This window comes from Georgenia deserti (genome assembly GCF_042680605.1).
Lineage (GTDB): Bacteria > Actinomycetota > Actinomycetes > Actinomycetales > Actinomycetaceae > Allobogoriella > Allobogoriella deserti.
In genome coordinates this window covers 46,453-65,224 of the sequence record NZ_JBHUEE010000001.1, presented here as the reverse complement: position 1 = coordinate 65,224, position 18,772 = coordinate 46,453, and the positions used below count along the sequence as shown (strand labels likewise).

Annotated in this window: 16 protein-coding genes; 2 read left to right on the top strand and 14 right to left on the bottom strand. The window is 65.4% G+C overall.

The genetic code is table 11. The annotated features are described in order from the left end of the window. Positions 1–72: 72 nt before the first annotated feature. From ACFSE6_RS00330 to ACFSE6_RS00310, 5 genes are read right to left on the bottom strand one after another with little or no spacing between them, the layout of a single operon-like run. Positions 73–1,113 carry an NAD-dependent epimerase/dehydratase family protein gene (locus ACFSE6_RS00330; protein WP_388001718.1) on the bottom strand — a complete coding sequence of 347 codons (1,041 nt, stop codon included), beginning with the start codon at positions 1,111–1,113 and terminating at the stop codon, positions 73–75. Between the two features lie 44 nt (positions 1,114–1,157). Next, a complete protein-coding gene (locus ACFSE6_RS00325) occupies positions 1,158–1,517 on the bottom strand; it encodes a tautomerase family protein (protein WP_388001717.1) in 360 nt (119 codons plus the stop codon). A 53-nt stretch (positions 1,518–1,570) separates the two neighbouring features. Then, positions 1,571–2,359 carry a carbohydrate ABC transporter permease gene (locus ACFSE6_RS00320; RefSeq protein ID WP_388001716.1) on the bottom strand — a complete coding sequence of 263 codons (789 nt, stop codon included), beginning with the start codon at positions 2,357–2,359 and terminating at the stop codon, positions 1,571–1,573. Then, positions 2,359–3,294 carry a carbohydrate ABC transporter permease gene (locus ACFSE6_RS00315; RefSeq protein WP_388001715.1) on the bottom strand — a complete coding sequence of 312 codons (936 nt, stop codon included), beginning with the start codon at positions 3,292–3,294 and terminating at the stop codon, positions 2,359–2,361. The genes ACFSE6_RS00320 and ACFSE6_RS00315 overlap by 1 nt, the downstream gene beginning before the upstream one ends. 1 nt (position 3,295) lies before the next feature. Continuing rightward, positions 3,296–4,615: an ABC transporter substrate-binding protein gene (locus ACFSE6_RS00310; protein ID WP_388001714.1), complete on the bottom strand. Its 1,320-nt coding sequence runs from the start codon at positions 4,613–4,615 to the stop codon at positions 3,296–3,298. A gap of 218 nt (positions 4,616–4,833) precedes the next feature. On the opposite strand from ACFSE6_RS00310, the gene ACFSE6_RS00305 reads away from it, so the two are divergent. After that, positions 4,834–6,192: a glycoside hydrolase family 5 protein gene (locus tag ACFSE6_RS00305; protein ID WP_388001713.1), complete on the top strand. Its 1,359-nt coding sequence runs from the start codon at positions 4,834–4,836 to the stop codon at positions 6,190–6,192. A 109-nt stretch (positions 6,193–6,301) separates the two neighbouring features. Here the strand turns inward: ACFSE6_RS00305 and ACFSE6_RS00300 are convergent, their stop codons facing one another. The 9 genes from ACFSE6_RS00300 to ACFSE6_RS00260 form a co-directional block, all read right to left on the bottom strand. Next, entirely contained in the window at positions 6,302–7,312 is a 1,011-nt protein-coding gene (locus tag ACFSE6_RS00300; protein ID WP_388001712.1) for a LacI family DNA-binding transcriptional regulator, read from the bottom strand. A 247-nt stretch (positions 7,313–7,559) separates the two neighbouring features. Further along, the gene (locus ACFSE6_RS00295; protein ID WP_388001711.1) at positions 7,560–8,846 is read right to left on the bottom strand and encodes an adenylosuccinate synthase; all 1,287 of its coding nucleotides are present in this window, start codon (positions 8,844–8,846) and stop codon (positions 7,560–7,562) included. A 104-nt stretch (positions 8,847–8,950) separates the two neighbouring features. Beyond that, a complete protein-coding gene (locus ACFSE6_RS00290; protein WP_388001710.1) occupies positions 8,951–9,769 on the bottom strand; it encodes an SMP-30/gluconolactonase/LRE family protein in 819 nt (272 codons plus the stop codon). Positions 9,770–9,797: 28 nt separating this feature from the next. Next, positions 9,798–10,544, bottom strand: a complete 747-nt coding sequence (locus ACFSE6_RS00285; protein WP_388001709.1) for an SDR family NAD(P)-dependent oxidoreductase — start codon at positions 10,542–10,544, stop codon at positions 9,798–9,800. Further along, complete coding sequence (locus ACFSE6_RS00280) at positions 10,541–11,665, bottom strand: zinc-binding dehydrogenase (RefSeq protein ID WP_388001708.1); 1,125 nt, start codon at positions 11,663–11,665, stop codon at positions 10,541–10,543. The genes ACFSE6_RS00285 and ACFSE6_RS00280 overlap by 4 nt, the downstream gene beginning before the upstream one ends. A 24-nt stretch (positions 11,666–11,689) precedes the next feature. Continuing rightward, on the bottom strand, positions 11,690–13,399 hold the full coding sequence (locus tag ACFSE6_RS00275; protein ID WP_388001707.1) for a dihydroxy-acid dehydratase: 1,710 nt from the start codon (positions 13,397–13,399) through the stop codon (positions 11,690–11,692). Between the two features lie 950 nt (positions 13,400–14,349). Continuing rightward, the gene (locus ACFSE6_RS00270) at positions 14,350–15,138 is read right to left on the bottom strand and encodes a carbohydrate ABC transporter permease (protein WP_388001706.1); all 789 of its coding nucleotides are present in this window, start codon (positions 15,136–15,138) and stop codon (positions 14,350–14,352) included. Beyond that, positions 15,138–16,052, bottom strand: coding sequence for a carbohydrate ABC transporter permease (locus ACFSE6_RS00265; RefSeq protein WP_388001705.1), 915 nt, complete (start codon positions 16,050–16,052; stop codon positions 15,138–15,140). Before ACFSE6_RS00265 ends, ACFSE6_RS00270 begins: the two co-directional genes overlap by 1 nt. Positions 16,053–16,096: 44 nt before the next feature. Continuing rightward, the gene (locus ACFSE6_RS00260) at positions 16,097–17,422 is read right to left on the bottom strand and encodes an ABC transporter substrate-binding protein (RefSeq protein WP_388001704.1); all 1,326 of its coding nucleotides are present in this window, start codon (positions 17,420–17,422) and stop codon (positions 16,097–16,099) included. Positions 17,423–18,429: 1,007 nt separating this feature from the next. Here ACFSE6_RS00260 and ACFSE6_RS00255 point away from each other — a divergent pair. Beyond that, the gene (locus ACFSE6_RS00255) at positions 18,430–18,759 is read left to right on the top strand and encodes an STAS domain-containing protein (protein WP_388001703.1); all 330 of its coding nucleotides are present in this window, start codon (positions 18,430–18,432) and stop codon (positions 18,757–18,759) included. Positions 18,760–18,772 lie beyond the last annotated feature (13 nt).

The following is an 18,772-nucleotide window of genomic DNA, read 5'->3' as shown; positions in this document are numbered from 1 at the left end:
ATGTCCGTTCCGTCGTGCGGCTACGTGGGGCGGTAGCTCACTTCACGCTCCCGCCCCACGACCGATCGGTGGTTACGGCGCCAGCGACGCGAAGTGCTCGCGCGCCGCATGGTAGCCGCCTACGAGCCTTTCAATGACAGCGTCCGTCGCGGGGTCAGGACCAGTCGTCTCGGGATGTGCGGCCCGCCATTCGACCATTCGTCGCGCCGTTCGCTCGAACGTCAGCTTCGGGTTGAAGGCCGGGACGTACGACCGGATCTTCGAGTTGTCGAAGACCGCGCTGTGCGCGAGGTCACCCGCGATCATCTCGGACCAGAACCAGTCGGGTGCGCCGACGAGCATGAGCTCCGAGGGCACATGCACGAGTTTCGGTTCTACGCCGAGCGCCGCACCGAGCATGCCGTAAATCTGGTCCCACGTCGCCACGTCGTTGCCCGTGACATGGAAGGCTTCGCCGATCGAGCGCGAGTTCCCGAACAGCCCCACTAATCCCTGCGCGAAATCCTCGGCGTGGGTCAACGTCCACAACGACGTTCCATCGCCCTGCACGAGTACATCGTCACCGCGCGCAAGGCGATCGAGCATCGTCCATCCACCGGGCAACGGTGGGTTGGCATCGTCGTAGGTGTGCGAGGGGCGCACGACGGTCACGGGAAAGCCCGACGAGAACGCCTCCGCCAGCACATGCTCCGCCTCGATCTTCTCTCGCGCGTACGTCGAGAACCGGTTATGACGCTGCATCGACTCGACGATCGGCCAGTTCTTCACCGGTTTGCCATAGATCGACGCGCTGCTGATGTGGATGTACTGCTCCGTGCGGCCGGTGAACGTCTTCACCATACGGCTCGCATCCTCGGCACCGAAGGACAGGAAGTTCACGACAGTGTCGAAGTGAAGATCCGCGAGGGCCGCGACGAGAGACGCCTGGTCGGTGACATCGCACGTGAGCGACGTGACGCCTTTCGGCAGATCGCGCTTCTTCGCGTTGTTCCCGCGGTTGAGCGTGTAGACGTCCATCCCGCTAGCCAACGCCAGCCGCACGGCCGAGGTGCTGATAGTTCCGGACCCGCCGAGGAAGAGGACCTTCAGAGGTGCCGAGTCGTACTGGAACAAGAGTTTTTCTCCTTCTAAACGTGGGGAAGGTGAAGGTGCGCGACTCAGAAGCCGGCGTACCAGTCCTCGTAGTGGTTTTCTCGCAGCGCTATCTGGACGTCCTCGTGTCGGACACCGGCGTCCTTCTCGAGGCGTGCGACGATCTCCTCATAGAGTGCGCGCTTCAGTTTCACCGGGTAGCGCGCGACCATCGTGATCTGGATGACCAACAGGCTGCGGCGGTCGACGTCACCGTACGTGGGGTCGAAGCGCAACTCGCCCGGTTCATGCGGCTGGAAGATCTGGAACCGGTCGTTCGCGGGTATCGCCAGCACATCGACCTGCGCCTCGTGGATCGCGTTCGCAATCTCGTCGGACTTCTCATCGTAGAGCGCCCTGTCGAGATGGACCTGAATGAGTGGCATTGTCGTTCCTTTCGTATCGGATGGGTTCAATCCTTTGTCGGAACCCGGCTCAATCATTTGATGGCGCCTGCAGCCATCCCCCGCTCGAAGTACTTCTGCAGCGCAATGTACGTGATCACCTCGGGAATGATGGTGACGACCGCGGCCGCGAGTACCTTCGTCTGGTCATTGCTGAACTCGCCGACAAAAAAGAGAGGAAGCTGCGTGATCGTCTGATGCGAGGCGTCCTGCAGGAAGACAAGCGGAAGCAGGAAATTGTTCCACGCCGTAACCACGGTCAGCACGATGACGGCCGCAGCGATGGGCTTGGTCAGCGGGAGCAGAACATGTGTAAATGTGCGCATCAAGCTCGCGCCGTCGAGCTCTGCCGCCTCGATCAGCTCGTCCGGGATACCGTTCACGAAATTGCGCGTGAGCAACACCGTGAACGGAAGCTGCAGCGCGGCTAGTGGGATGATGACGGCGAGATACGTGTTGTACAGATTGAGCGCCATTGCGGTCGTGAACATCGGCGTCAGCAGAACGACCTCTGGAAGCGCCAAGGTTGCGATCAGCAGCCAGAAGTAGAGCTCCTTGAACGGGATCCGCAGTTTCGAGAACCCGAACGCGGCGAGCATCGTGCAGAGGTACACGGGCACGAGCGTGCCGAGGGCGATGACGATGCTGTTTCGGAAGAACAGCGGCAGCTCTTCGACCGAGAGAACCGTAAGGTAGTTCTGCCATCCCTGGCCTTCGAGGGATCCCCGCACCATCGCGATGAGGGGGAACACGAACGGGATGATCATGACCGTGACGATTACCTGAATGGCTACCGTCGACGAGCGTCGTCGTAGGTCGAACATCAGGAGCTGCCCTCCTTTCGCCGCCGGAGATTCAGCCCGAGAGTCAGAGCAAGCGCGATCGCGAGCAACGCAATCGACAGTGCCGCGGCGTACCCGACGTGCGCCTGTGTGATCCCCTGCCGGTAGATGTACGTTCCGAGGAACTCGGTCGAGAAGCTCGGCCCTCCCTGCGAGACGAGGAAGGGCACGTCGAACAGCTTCAGCGTGTATATGGCCTGCAGCACGAATAGCGCGATGGTCGTTCCTGCGACGCTGGGGCGCACGATGCTCCACAGCACTCGGATGTTTCCGGCGCCGTCGAGCCAGGCCGCCTCTATCGTCCCGTGATCCACCTGGCTCATCGCGGCGTAGTAGAGGATGAAATATAGGCCGGTACGCTCCCAGATGCCGATGAGGATGATGACGCCCAGCGCCGTACTCGACTGCGCGAGCCAAGGTTGGGCGAACACTCCCAAGTTGAGCGCGCCGAGCAGCTCGTTCAGAGCACCGTCGGCGGCATATATCTGCCGGAAGACCGGCGCCATGACCGCCGGGGCGATGATCACCGGGCAGAACACCAGCACCTTGTAGACAATGCCGAGCCTGACGTTCGAATGGAGCATCGCCGCGAACGCGAAGCCGAGGACGGCCTCCACGATGAAGGTGACCGCGACGTAGATCCCCGTATGCCACAGCGTCAGTAGGACGACGTCGTCTCTGATCAGCCGGGAATAGTTCGCGAGGCCAACCGGCGTCGCGGTTGGGCCGACGCCATTCCAGTCGTACAGTGAAATGACGCCCGTGTAACCAACGCAGTAGTAGATGAACCCGACCGACAGGATCAGCGTCGGAAGAATCCACGGGAAGCCGGAGCCACGCTCCACCCTGCGAGACCTGCGTCGACGCTGCAATGGCGGTCTCCCCGTGAGGGCCGGCTCGGTGTTCGTCACCGACATCTCAGGATCCCTCGGCTGCGGCTTGCACCGACGCGGCGGCGTCCTCCGGCGTCATGGTCCCGTCGAGCACGGCGATCGACGCGTCCTGGATCGCGGTGGCGACGTCCGCGTTCAGCAGGGCATTTCGGGGCTGGTCCGACGCGCGGGTCATCTCGAGCAGCGCCTCGAGCGCGGGCTGCTGAACCTGCGGGTCCACGAGATCGATCGCATCCCAGTCGGGGGTAGCCTCGGCCAGCGCGGGGTTCTGGTCCAACGAGTTCGCAATCAGCGTCTGCCCCGTGTTCGATGTCGCAAGCCAGGTGACGAATGTCGTCGCAGCAGCCTGGACGTCAGAGCTCGTGCTCACGCCGAGCGCCACGTCGGGATCCTTGTAGAGAAGACCCGTGTTGCCTTGACCGGCGACATCTGGGTAGGGGATCGGGATCATGGTGAACGGCTCCGAGTCACCGACGCCCGCTCCCTCGATGCCGGCCCTCGCGCCCGTCTGTGTCGTGTACTGGCGATACCAGGTACCCATCTGGATCATCGCGCTCTCTTGCGACAGGAACATGTTGTTCGCATCGGGATACTGCTGCAGGCCGAGAGCTCCGGGATCCATGATCCCGTCGTCCTGGAGCTGCTGGAAGATCTCGAGCGCCTGGACGAAGCGGGGGTCATCCCACGACTCGTCCTGCCTGGCGGCATCGTTGAAGAACTCGGGATCGATCGTGTCTGAGATCGAATGCAGCACGTCGAGGTTGAAGATTCCCTGACCGGCTCCAGCGGCAAGGCATCCGACGTCGTGCGAGCGCAGCTCCTCACAGACTTGCTTCCATGACGCAAGATCCGTGGGAGGTTCCAGGTCGTACTCGTCGAAGATGTCCTGGTTGATCCAGAGATTCCCGGCCGCAACGTCGCCTAGGGAGAGTCCGCCAACCTTGCCGTCTTCCGTTGTGAACGTGTCGATGCCCGACTGAGAAACCTCATCCTGCCAGTCCGCCCCGAGCGCCTCCTCGATCGCAGGCTCCAGATCGACCGCGGCGTGGCCGTACGTGTCGATGTTGCTCGTCGGCTTGCCGCCCGAGATTCCGAAGACGTCCGGTCCTTCGCTCCCGGCGAGAGCGGGCCGCATCGCGTTCACGTAGTCGTCACTCACCCCGAAGTAGCGGTAGTGGACCGTGATGTCGGGGTACTCCTCGTTGAACGCGGAGATGTACTGCTCCGCCAGCTCCGGTGTGGGTGTCCACCCCCACCAGGTGATCGTCCCCTCCGTCGCAGACCCTTCGGACCCCGCGTTCGCGGCACCACCTCCGCCGAGACATCCCGTCAGGCTCGTAGTCATCGCGGCGGCAGCTGTGACGGCGAGCCATCGACTACGGCGAACAGTCCTCGCGTGAAACATCATCGTCTCCGTTTCGTGGTGGTCGATCGGCGGACTCCTGCGCGCCGACCCTGTGGTTGCGGTAGTCAGGATCAGTAACGCAACTCTACATCATACCGATCGCAACTTGCGTATAGTCTTTAGCGAAAGGAACCCACATCGTCGCGAGAGGTCCTGTGATGTCCGCACCGTCCTTGCCCGTCATGCACACAGAAGGCGCCCAGTTCATCGATCCCGCCGGCCAGCCCGTTCGGCTGCGTGGCGTCTGCATCGGCGGCTGGCTGAACATGGAGAACTTCATCACCGGTTACGCGGCGAACGAGACGCTCATGCGCGCAAAGGTGCGCGACGTGCTCGGTGCGGACCGGGCCGATGCGTTCTTCGAACGCATCCTGAACAGCTTCTTCGCCGAAGCCGACGCCGCCTTTCTCGGGGAGAACGGCTTCAACGTCGTGCGAATCCCGATCAACTACCGCCATCTGGAGCGAGACGACCGCCCGTTCGAGATCCTCGAAGGCGGCTTTCGTCACCTCGACCGTGCGATCGAGTCGTGCGGCCGTCACGGCATCTACTCGGTCATCGACCTGCACGCGCTGCCCGGCTCACAGAACCAGCACTGGCACTCCGACAACCCCACGCATCTCGCGCAGTTCTGGCAGCACCGCCACTTCCAGAAGCGCGTCGCCAACCTGTGGCGTGCGATCGCCGAGCGATACCGTGGCAATCCATGGGTCGCCGGATACAACCTCATGAACGAACCTGCCGATGAGACCGGTGAGGTCGTCGGCCGGGTCTACACCGAGCTCATCCGGATCGTGCGCGAGGTCGACCCGGACCACATCATCTTCCTCGACGGCAACACCTACTCAACCGACTTCTCGATGTTCGACACGCCCGAACCGAACACCGTCTACGCGCTGCACGATTATGTCGCAGCGGGACTCGGACGCAGCCCGCACTACAGCAAGGACATCGCACTGAAGAAGTTCCTCGAGCGATCTGACTTCGCGCGCTCCACCGGCACACCGCTCTTCGTGGGCGAGTTCGCGCCGATCTATGAGAACGACGAGGCGATCGATGCGCCTCGGCGGGTCATGCTCGACGACCAGCTCGACATCTACCGCGAGTACGGTGCCAGTTGGACCTCGTGGATGTACAAGGATCTCGGCCGGCAGGGCATCGTCAATGCACGGGCGGAGTCGCCGTATCGTCGTCTTTTCGACGACTTCGTCGCCAAGAAGCGCCGCCTCTCGGTCGATCAGTGGGGCAGCGACGGAGTCGGCGTCGGGGAGGTCACTCAACCCGTGCAGGACCTGGTCGCGCGCGAGTTCCCAAGCTTCGACCCGTACCCGTGGGGGCGTTTCGACTGGGTACGCACCCTCCTGGTCAACATACTGCTGGCGCAGCCGATGGCCGAGGAGTACGCCGACCTGCTCCGCGGATTGGACGATTCGGAGCTCGGCGCTCTTGCCGACTCCTTCGCGTTCGAGAACTGCGAGGTACGCGACACGCTGTTGAGCCAACTCCGCGCGGGGTGAGCCGACCTGCGCACGCCGTCGCCCCGGTGCCGGATCCCGTCGACCAAACTCCTCATCATCACTCGCCCGTGGTTCACCTCGCAACCAGTGGCAAGGTGAACCAGGAGGGCTAGGTCCGATCCGGCGCCGGGCCAGTGGAATCGCGAACGATCAGCTCCGACGCGAGCTGGACGCGGCGACTCGAGATCGTGTCTCCGCGCGCGAGGGCAAGAAGGAGGCGGGTCGCCTCAGACGCCATGTCCTCCAGGGGCTGACGCACCGTGGTCAGTTGGGGCGTCACCCACTTGCAGAGATCGACATCGTCGAACCCGGTGACCGATAGGTCGTCGGGGATGCGTAGCCCGCGTTTCTGTGCCGCGAGGTAGATTCCGTAGGCCTGCTCGTCGGATCCGCTGATGATCGCGGTCGGCGGGTGATCGAGGTCGAGCAGTTCGCCGCCGAACCTCTCGCCACCCGCGGTGAGCGAGTCCCCGTGTCGCACCAACTCGGGATCGGACGCGATGCCCGCGCGCCCGAGCGCGGCGTAGTACCCATCGAGCCGATCGACGTGGCATTCGAGGCGCATGGGGCCCGTGACGAACCCGATCCTACGGTGGCCGAGGTGGACGAGGTGTTCGGTGGCGTCACGCCCGCCGGCCCAGTCGGTCGCCGACACATTGACGTACGCGTTCGTATCGGTGCCGACAGGGTCGATCAGCACGATGGGGACCCGGAGGTCCGCGAGTTCCTCACGCGCCGTCTCGTCGATTTCGGAGACGACGACCACCACCCCGTCCGTCCCGCGCGTCATCACGCGCTCGACCCAGTCGGACGAACCGGCCGGCAGACCGTTGGTGACGGTCGTGACGACGTCGACCTTCGAACGTGCCGCCTCCGCATGGACCCCGCGGAGGAGGCCGACCGCCCACTGCGTGTCCATGCCTCTCATGACGAGATCGATCAGGGCACCGGGTCGGCGCGGCTTGCGACGCTCGTAGCCACGTTCGTCGAGTAGGCGTTCGATGTAGACACGTTTACGGTCCGATATGCCCGGTTTGCCGTTGAGGACCCGCGACACCGTAGCCACCGACACTGCTGCGTCCGCAGCGATCTCGGCAAGGGTCGTCCCCCCACTCCCCATTCGTCCTCCTCGGTACCAGGGCGCAACCACGCTTGACCACCTGAGGACCAGTTTACAGTCTCACCATACCGTAACTTGCGTTCACCTTTGCATGGATGCTCGGTAACAGTGTCCTCAAAGCAGCTCGTCGGACGTCCCAGTCCACGAGCTTCTGTGTCTATGTCACGGCGTAAGGTGCCTGCTCGCGCGCCGACGAATGTCCTGCACGGAAACAACGACCGCGTCGCGTCGTCGCTGCCTCGATACGTCAGTCGAGTAGATCGTGCCGCACGATCGTCGCCTCACGGTCCGGTCCGACGCCGATCGAGGAGATGCGCGTGCCGGACATCTCCTCCAGCGCCAGCACGTAGCGCTGGCAGTTCTCGGGCAGTTCCTCGAACGTCCGTGCCGCCGAGATGTCCTCCCACCAGCCGGGCAGGTACTCGTAGACCGGCCTCGCGTGGTGGAACGCGGACTGGTCCGGCGGCATCTCGTCATGGCGCACGCCGTCGACCTCGTAGGCCACACAGACCGGTACCCGCTCCAGGCCGGTGAGCACGTCGAGCTTGGTGAGCACGAGGTCGGTCAGCCCGTTCACCCGTGCGGCGTACCTGGCGATGACCGCGTCGTACCAGCCGGTACGCCTGGGACGGCCGGTGGTGACGCCGTACTCACCCCCGGTCTTGCGCAGGAACTCTCCGTCGTCGTCGAGCAGCTCGGTCGGGAACGGCCCCTCCCCGACCCGCGTGGTGTAGGCCTTGATGACGCCGACGATGCGGTCCAGCCGCGTCGGACCGACGCCCGAGCCCGTGCACGCGCCGGCCGCCACGGCGGAGGAGGAGGTCACGAAGGGATAGGTCCCGTGGTCGACGTCGAGCATGGTGGCCTGGCCGGCTTCGAAGACCACGGTCTTGCCGGCGTCGAGCGCCTGGTTGAGCACCAGCGAGGTGTCCGCGACCATCGGACGCAACCGTTCGGCGTAGGCGAGCAGGCCGTCGGTGATCTCGTCGACCTCGACAGCGCGACGGTTGTAGACCTTGACCAGCAACTGGTTCTTCTGCGCCAGCGCCCCCTCGACCTTCTGCCGCAGGATCGAGGCGTCGAACAAGTCCTGCACGCGGATCCCGACCCGGCTCATCTTGTCCGCGTAGGTCGGCCCGATGCCTCGGCCGGTGGTGCCGATCTGCCGCTTGCCGAGGAACCGTTCGGTCACCTTGTCGAGGGTGCGGTTGTACGGCGGGATCAGGTGGGCGTTGGCGGAGACGAGCAGCTTCGAGGTGTCCACGCCCCGGGCCTGCAGCCCGTCGATCTCCTCGAAGAGAACCTCGAGGTCGACGACCACACCGTTGCCGATCACCGGGACGCATCCCGGCGAGAGGATGCCCGACGGCAGCAGGTGCAGGGCGTACTTCTCGTCGCCGACGACGACGGTGTGCCCGGCGTTGTTCCCACCGTTGAACTTCACGACGTAGTCGACCCGGGATCCGAGCTGATCCGTCGCCTTGCCCTTGCCCTCGTCGCCCCATTGCGCGCCGACGACCACCACGGCTGGCATCTTGCCTGCTTCCTCTCACTGCCCCGAGACGCCGGTCGGCGCCCCGACGAGGTTACCCCTCACAAGCACGGGTCACGCCGAACCACACAACGTCGACGGCGCACTCAGCCCGCGAACGCGTGAACGTCGGCGCCCGGTACTCCCACGTCGACCGCGCAGACCCTGCCGGCCAGCGGCTCGGCTCCGATGTCGACGCCCTCCTTCGAGGTCGTGACGAACAATGTGGTGCCGTCGGCTCCACCGAATGCGCACGAGGTGGGGTTGGTCACCGGCAGGTCGATCACCTGCGCGATTGAACCGTCCGGCGCGTACCGATGCACCGCCGCGCCGCCCCACATCGCTACCCAGAGGCCTCCCTCCGCATCGAGCGCCATGCCGTCCGGCCCGCCGTGGTCGGCCGGCACCGCTACGTGCACTCGCGACGCGCCGAACAGGCCGGTGTCAAGGTCGAAGTCATACGCGCGGATCTGGCCACCCAACGTGTCGGCGTGCAGGGCAGTATGACCATCGTCGGTCCACACCAGACCGTTGGGGATCGAGACGTTCTCTAGTGCGACGTGCACCGCCAGATCGGGATCGAGCCGGTACAGGGTGCCCGCACCGGTGCTGGCGTCATAGGCCATCGATCCGCAGTACAGCCGGCCGGAAGGGTCGACGCCACCTTCGTTCATCCGCATGCCCGGGTCGTGGAAGACCGGCACCTCACACTCAAGACGCCAGTCCTCGTCGAGCAGCCGAAACCCGTCACGCACGGCCACCACATAGCCGCCGGATCGGCGAGCGCGGATCAGCGCAGCCACGTCGGAGACCGGTGTGCGGTCCGCGCCGGCATCGGTGACCGTGACGATGTCGCCGACGTGCATGTCGACATGGCGCAGCACACCGATACCGCTGTCCCACCAGCCACCCTCGCCGTGTCCCACAGAGGGGTCGCCAATCCAGCACTGGGACTCAGAGCCAGCCACCGTCGACCACCCACTTCTGCGCCGTGCAATGCTCCGAGTCGTCCGCGGCGAGCCACAGCACCATCCGAGCGACATCGGCCGGGTACAGCTTCTCGGTCAGGCACTGACTCGCCTCGATGTGCGCCGTCGCCTCCGGTGTGACCCATTCGCGCAGCTGCCGCTCGGTCATCACCCACCCAGGAATGACGCAATTGACACGGATACGCTGCGGCCCAAGTTCGCGGGCAAGTGCGCGGGTGAGACCTTCGACGCCCGCCTTCGCCGTGATGTAACCGACCAGGTCGGGCAGGTCGATGTGCGCGCTGATCGAACCGAGGTTGATGATCGACCCGCCCCCTTGCTCGGCCATCATGGGCGCGACAGAGCGCGCCGCGAAGAACTGGTGGCGCAGGTTCACGGCCTGCCGATCCTCCCAGTACGCCGCGTCGAGTTCCTCAATCGTGTGCCGCATGTCGTGGGCCGCATTGTTGACAAGTACCGTGACGGACCCGAGATCGTTCGCGAACCCGTCGATCGCCGCCTGGAGCGCGGGCACGCTGCGCACGTCGCACGGTGTGAAACTTGCGCCCAGCTCCTCAGCCAGCGCACGGCCGCGCTCCTCATCTATGTCGACGAAGCCGACACGAGCGCCCTGTGCCACGAACTGACGCACGAACTCCTCGCCGAGGCCGCTGGCGCCGCCGCTCACGACGACGGTACGGCCGACGATGCTGGGGTAGGTGGCGTAGGTCATGACGGTGCTCCCTCCGGAACGATGATGGATCGGCCGACGGCACCCGAAGCGAGGGCGCCGAACGCGTCGGAGATGTCCTCGAGTGCGAACCGCTCGCCGACGAGTTCGTCGAGCGGCAACCGGCCTGAGCGGTACAGATCGAAGATGGCTGGGAGGTCGAGCGCCGGGATCGAGGATCCGTACAACGAACCGACCACACGCTTCTGACGCTGCACGAGCTCGTTGATGGGCACCTCGAACGTCTGCCCCCCGGCGCCGAGTCCGACGGCGATCACGGTGCCGCGGGGCCGCAGCATGCGCATTGCGGCGCTCAGCGTCTGCGGATGGCCGATCGCCTCGATCACCCAGGCCGCCCCGGAATCGGCGACGCCGAACACCTCGGCGACAGGGTCGGCCTCACGGGAGTTCACCGTATGAGTCGCACCCAAGCGCCTCGCCAGGGCGAGCTTGCTGTTATCGATGTCAACCGCGATCAGCGGATGCGCCCCAGCTAGCTTTGCTCCCATGATGGCTGCGAGCCCTACACCGCCGATGCCCATCACGACGACAGGCTCGCCCACGCAGGTCCCGATCACATTTCGCACCGCCCCGACGCCCGTGATGACGGCACATCCCGCGATCGCGGCGACCTCGGCCGGGATGTCCTCAGGCACGGTGACCACGCTGCGCTCATGCACGACGACGTGATCGCTGAAGCACGAGACTCCCATTAGGTGGTGGACGGCACCGGCGCCGTCGGACATCTTGATCGCGCGGTTGGGCAGCCCGCCCACCTTCGCTTGCACCCCGCCCAGTTCGCACATGATGGGCGCACCCGCCAGACACTGCGCACAGCGGCCACAGTTTGGGCGCCACAACAACGCCACGCGGTCACCCGGTCGGATGGCCCCGCTCGTGCGTGGCCCGACCGAGACCACCCGGCCGGATCCCTCGTGCCCGGGCACGAGCGGCAGCGGTGCCGCGAGCTCGCCGCGCAGGTAGTGCAGGTCAGAGTGGCAGACACCGGCCGCCTCGATCTCGACAAGGATCTCCTCGTCGCCAGGATCGGCGAGCTTGAGGCGTTCGACGTGCAGCGGTTGCCCGATCTCTCTCAGCACCGCGGCAGTAATGGTCCGTGGCATCCACGCTCCTTCAGTCTGCGGACTTCAATGGGACTCACGCATCACACCAGGACCGGTGGCCCCGACGAGGAAATCAAGGTCCGCACCCGCATCCGCCTGCTGGACGTGGTCGATGTAGAGCTGCTCCCATCCCCGCGTGGGAGCGGCATAGGCGTCCTGCAGTCGTGCCGCGACCGTGCGGGCGGCCAGCTCGTCGTCCGACACGTGCAGGGTCAGCGACCGTGCAGCCACGTCGAGTTCGATCAAGTCGCCATCCTCGACGAGCGCGAGCGTGCCACCGGCAGCCGCCTCCGGCGCGACGTGCAGCACCACAGTCCCGTACGCCGTCCCGCTCATACGCCCGTCACAGATGCGGACCATGTCGCGCACACCGCGTTCGAGCACCTTGCGCGGCAACGGCATATTCGCTACCTCGGGCATGCCCGGGTAGCCGCGGGGGCCGCAACCGCGCAGTACCAGCACCGAATCCGCGTCGACGTCGAGGTCGGGATCGTCGATGCGCGCCCGCATATCCTCCACCGAATCGAACACCACGGCGCGACCGGTATGCGTGAGGAGCCCGGGTGTAGCGGCGGCAGGTTTGATGATGGCGCCCGCCGGCGCGAGGTTGCCGCGTAGCACCGCGATACCCGCGTCGCGTTGTAGCGGCGCATCGGCAGAGCGGATCACGTCGGAGTCCCAGATCTCCCAGTCCTCGAGTTCGTCGAGAAGACTCCGGCCTGCCACGGTGGGCGGCGCCTCGACAAGCAATCCACGCACCTCGCGCAGGACGGCGAGGAAACCGCCCGCGCGGAACATATCCTCCATCAGGTGCTGGCCCGCGGGCTGCAGGTTCACGAGCAACGGCACCCCGCCACCGATCCGATCGAAGTCGTCGACGGAGAGGTCGACCCCCAGTCGTCCTGCGATCGCGAGCAGGTGGACGACCGCGTTCGTCGACCCGCCCACCGCGGCCAGCGCGACGATCGCGTTGTGGAACGCCTCCTTCGTCATGATGTCGGCGGGTGTGACGCCGCCGTGAACGAGTTCGACGATACGGCGGCCGGTTGCGTGCGAGCGCTCGAGCAGACGGCTGTCGGATGCCGGTGTGCCCGCGATCCCCGGAAGCGTCATGCCGAGCGCCTCAGCCATGAACGCCATGGTCGAGGCGGTACCCATGGTGTTGCAGTGCCCGCGACTGCGGATCATCGACGACTCGGTCGCGCGAAACTCCCTGTTCGACAACCCGCCCGCGCGGACCTCCTCGCTCAGGCGCCACACATCAGTTCCGCAACCGAGCGGCCGCCCGCGGAACGTGCCGTTCAGCATGGGGCCGCCCGGGATCACGATGGCAGGGATGCCGACCGACGCAGCGGCCATCAGGAGGGCCGGGATCGTCTTGTCGCACCCGCCCAAAAGGACGACACCGTCCACCGGGTTGGCGCGCAGCAGTTCCTCGGCGGCCATTGCCGCCATGTTGCGCCACAGCATCGCGGTCGTGCGCATGGTTGTCTCGCCTAGCGACACCATGGGCAGGTTGTGGGGCACGCCGCCGGCCTCGTAGACGCCGTTCTTCACGCTCTGCGCCACCTCATCGAGATGGGTGTTGCATGGCGAGAGGTCGGAGGCAGTGTTCGCGATCGCGATGTTCGGACGGCCGTCAAAGGCGTGATCCGGCACGCCGCGACGCATCCACGCCCGATGAATGTACGCGTTGCGGTCCTCGCCGCCGTAGAACTCTACGCTTCTACTCATAGTGTCCTCCCGTTGGGGTCGAGCCTCGCATCGAGTTCGTGCATTCCCGCTTCAGGGCGTACGCCGGCCACGCCGGCCTCACCCGCCGCGCGGTAGCTCCCGGCGGCCGGCATCGGGACGGTGGCCCACGGCCTCGTAGCCGCGCCAGTCGAACGACAACGTGGAGATGTCGAACAGTGCCACGCAGTCGACCGTGAGCGGCTCAGTATCCGGGACGAGTTTTTCGCCGAAGAGCTCGAGCTCGCAGTGGCCTCGGTGCGCGACGCGCCGCCCATCCATTTGACGAAGTCGAAGCCGATGTTGCCGAAACCGAACGCATGGCAGATCTGATGCGCGCAGACACGCGCACGAGCGAGCGGCGCACCACAATCGTCGAACAACGGCCGCGCCACTCGAGCGCGCCGGTGCGACAGGTCAGCCATGGACGACCTCCGTAACGTCGTTGTCTCTGTTCCGCGCGGCGGGTAGCCGTCCTGAAGGGTGTTCTCGGTGATGGCAATGAACGTGTTGTCGCGACGCACACCGGGCTCGTCGAGGCCGATCGACACCATCACGACCTCCGTTTGTTCGACTCCGCCCGCTTCGCCCGTGAACCGGTCGAAGACGGCCGTGACGATCGGTCCCGTGCTCCAAAGTGCCGCGGGTAGTGCCGCACGAGCGCAGATCGGTGGCGATTATGCGCTCGAACGACCGCGCGGCCGCCCTCCATGCGTTGCCTGCTCCGTGCCCGTGTTGCGGTGGCTGGCGTCGATCGAAAAGACCAGCACGATGCGCGGCCCGTCCGCGAGCTGCGAGACGGCCTTCTGCGCCGTGAGGAATGGCGCCGCCTATGTCGCCGCCGCTGGGGTGATCGAAATCCTGGTGCATCGTCTCGACGATCGGGGTGACATTGACGTCGCGGTCAGCCTCCCCCACGACGACATCGAGCTGGCCGCGCAGCAGGCCGGTGATCACTTGAGCGCTCCAGCCGCGAGGCCACGCTCGAACGAGCGCTGCAGCAGTAGATACGCCACGACAACCGGTACTGCGGTGATCACCGCAGCCGCCAGTACACCCGTCTGATCGTTCGTGTACTGGCTGAGGAAGTAGGTCGGCAACAGCGTGACGACCTGCTTTCCCGGATCGTTCAGCATCAACAGCGGCAGCAGATATGCGTTCCAGCTGTTGATCAATGTCAGCACGACGATCGCACTCGCGATCGGGCGGGTGAGCGGCAGCACGATGTACCAGAAGACCCGGATAACGCCTGCTCCGTCGATCCGGCCAGCGTCCATCAGTGCGGTCGGGATACCCGCGAAGAAGCTGCGCGAGAGCAGCACCGCGAACGGCACCTGCAGCGCGGCCAGCGGGAGTATCACCGCAATCAACTCGTTGTACAGATCGAACGTCGAGGCTGTCACGAACAACGGGCTCAACAGCACCGCCTCGGGCATCGTCAGGGCAACGAGCAGCGTCCAGAACCAGATCTCCTTGCCCCGGATACGCAGCTTGGCGAAGCCGAAAGCGGCGAGCATCGTGCACGCATAGACCAGGGCGATGGTGCAGGCCGCGACGACAATGCTGTTACGGAAATACGTCGGCACGACGCCCGTGTCGAACACCTTCGCGTAGTTGCCCCACCCACGGCCCGCGAGCGAGCCCTGCACCATGGCCACCAGCGGAAGCAGATATGGCACTGCGATCATGGTCGCCAGCAGCTGCACGCCGACCCGGGACCAGCGCGATCGGGTTTCGAACATCAGCCGTCCTCCTTCCTGCGCAGGGTCGTCAGTAAGCCACCTGCGACGGCGAGAACGAGCAGTGCGACCGAGATCGCCGCGGCGTACCCGAAGTGCTTCTGCTCGACCATGGTTTGGTAGATATAGGTTCCGAGGAACTCGGTCGCGTGGTTCGGCCCGCCCCCTGCGATTAGCCAGGGCACGTCGAAGGTCTTGAGACCACCGATCACGCCGAGCGTGGCCAAGGCGAACGTGGTCCCCCGGCAGGCAGGCCACACGATCGATGCGAGCGTCCGGAGGTTGCCGGCTCCGTCCACTCGGGCAGCCTCGAGCACCTCGGGCTCGATCTGACTCATCGCGGCGTAGTAGAGGATGAACGTCAGTCCGGTCCACTGCCAGATCGTCACGAGCATGACGACGGCCATCGCAGTCGCGTCTCCGGCCAGCCACGGACGGGTGAGCCCGTGCAGTCCGATCTCGGCGAGCACATTGTTAAGGGTGCCGTTCGCGTCGAAAATGACCCGGAATACGGGCGCCATCGTCGCGGGAGCCAGTACGTTCGGCACGAAGACGATGACCTTGTAGACCGGCGCGAGGTGAACTCGGGAATGCATGAGTGCCGCGAACGTGAACCCGAGGGTGATCTGCACCGTGAACGTCACGACGAAGAAGATCGCGGTATGCCCCAGAGCACGCCAGAACACGGGATCGCTCACCATGCGGGCGTAGTTCTCGCCGCCGACTGACTCGAACGGACTGAGGATGAAACCGTTCCAGTCGAGCGTCGACATCCATCCCGTGTAGCCGATGGAGAAGTAGATCATCCCGACGACGAGAATGAGCGCGGGAAGGACCCAAGGCAGTCCGCCGAAAGCGCCATTGCCCGCCCGTGAACGTGACCGGGCCTTGGAGCCCATGGCCGTGACGACCGCCATGCGCGTTGCCTCGGTTCTCGCTCCGGTGATGCGATCGGAGCTGCTCATTCGGCGTCAACCACGGCCTGCAATTGCGCCAGTCCGTCATCGATCGAGGTCTCGCCACGTGCCACGCCGATCAGCACCTCCTGAAAGACGTCGTTGAGATCGGCGCTGACAGTCGCGAAACGCGGCTCGGTCGACTCTGCCGCATGTGCCGTCAGGTCCTGCATCCGCTCGGTCTGTTCCTCGGGGTCGACGAGGTCTATGTCGTCCCACTCCGGCTGGACCGAGGTGAGGGAGGGGATGTCGTTCAGCGTGTTGGCGACCGCCTGCTGCCCCGCTTCGGACGTTGCAAGCCAGACCGCGAAAGTCGTGGCGGCCGCCTGCTGATCGCTTCGACCGCTCACCGCCAAGCCGTAGTCAGCGTCACCGAACAGGCTTCCGACGTTGCCGGTACCCGCGACGTCGGGAAAGTCGATCGGCACCATCGTGAACGGCTCGGGATCCGCGACACCGGCGGCCTCCATCGCCGAGGTCATAATCGGCTCCACTGTGTACTGGCTGTACCAGGTGCCCATCATGATCATCGCGTAGTTGCCCGACATGAACTCGTTGTTCGCGTCGGGGTACTGCTGGAGACCCACGGCCCCGGCCTGCATGATCCCGTCGTCAAACAACGACTTCCAGATCTGCATGCCTTGCACGAACTGGGGCGAGGTGTACGGAGCTTCGCCACGGGAAGCGTCGGCGTACAGGCCGGGTTCGATGTTCTCCATGATCGCCTCGAAGGAGTCCATGTCGAACGCACCGTTGCCGGCCCCCTGGACGAAGCATCCCTCGCCAGCAGACTCGAGGTCCTCACACACTTGCCGCCACTCCTCGAGCGTCACCGGAGGGGTCAGTCCGTGCTCGTCGAAGATGTCCTGGTTGATCCACAGAGTGCCCGAGTACACGGATCCGGCGGAGAGACCGACAACCTTGTCCTCGACCACGAGCCCGTCGACCCCAGGGGGCGCGAGCTGAGTCTCCCAGTCCTCGCCGAGGGCCTCGGTCACAGCGTCGCGAAGATCGATGGCGCCTCCCGCAAACGTCTCCACCCCGCCGTTCGCAGAGCCGGGCGCCACGTTGAAGACGTCCGGTCCGTCGCTCGACGTGATCGCCGGGCTCAACACCGCGTCGTATCCGGAGATGGGCTTGGACACGAAGTTCACGTGGATGTCCGGGTAATCCTCGTTGAACGCCTCGATCAGCGACTGGGCGACCGGCGCGTCGGGGGTCCACCCCCACCACGTGATCGTGCCCTCCGTGGCGGACCCCCGTGCGCCACCGTCACCACCGCCGGAACATGCAGCGACCGACACGAGCGCCGTTGCGGCGACTGCGCTCACGCCGGCTCTCCGCCAAGACCACGTCTCTCGTGACATGTCTTCCTCCTCGTTGCGCTCCTCAGCGAGCGACCGGTACGGCGACGACGCCGCAAGACCTGGTGCGCAGGCTGGCCTTTACTGGCCGGCACACGGTTATGCAAGTTACGTGCAACTTAACCTAAGGTGCAACGGTCGTCGTGTCAACGTCCCGGATCAGAGGCACCGAGAGGCTATGGCCGGAGCGGAGTGTGACCCTTGGTGCGATTGCCTTGGAGCGGACGCGTCGGCTGCGACGGCGGCCGGGGTTCTCCGCGGCGGACGGTGGATTTCGCCAGCCGTACGTCGGGAGACCGAGCCCTGCTGGCGTCGCGTGCATGAGCGCGCAAGCGGGGACGCGGTAAGTCGATTGTCCGTTCCATGACCGTGGCTCGAGCCGCAATGGCCATTGCAACAGTTGCGTAGTGCGCAGGCTGAGGCCGAGCCTGCGCAGGCAGACTCCTCGTGACCGCGACCGAAGGCGTGCCGTGCGCAATCCCCGAATGGATGGCCAGTTACTCACGCGGGGCCGACGGCATCGCCGCGACCCTTGTTCTCTACGCCGACGCGTGCGACGAGCCCAGACGCGACAGGTACTGGTGAGATGATCGATCCTGTCGGGTACCAGCGCCGATTCCTTCGTCGTCGTTAATGCTGCCGACTGCTCCGGCGCGCAGGCCTAAAGCGCCGCAGCATGTGCTCGGTCTCGGCCAGCAGCGCCCGCGATTGTGGCCGGCCTACGAACCAGGGAGGCACACCGAGATCAACGCCACGCGTACTCGCGGCGCTCGGGCCGTGAACTCACCGCCTGGGACCGAATTGGAGCACCACGGAAGCCCGCTGACGTCTGGCAGCGAGCTGAGCGGCGGGAATTCACACGAGCTGAGGTGCGCGACCGCGCCGTCGCTCCAGGCCGGCGCTCATTGCCCGGCGTGCGTGCGTCGGCCGGGCGAACTACGGTCGGGCGAGGCATGCGGCAGGAGGGCCCTCACGTGATCGAGATCTCCGTCTCCCGGTCGGCCGCCACCCTGACCGTCGTCGGTGACCTCGACCTCTCGGAGCGGGACCGGTTCCCTGAGCTGCTCGTGCGCCTGGCCGAGATCCGGTACCTGACCGTCGACCTGTGCCGGGCGCGGTTCGTCGACTCCACCGGTGCGGCCTTCCTCGTGGCGCTGGGCCATGATGTGCTCGACCGCGGTGGCGAGCCGGTCCTACGAGTGACGGACGAATCCATCGTGTTCGTGCTCGAGATCTGCGGCGCATTGGCGCTGTACGAGCAGCACTCGTGTGGGAATGAGCCGCCGCACCCGCACGAGGACTGATACGAACCGGGCG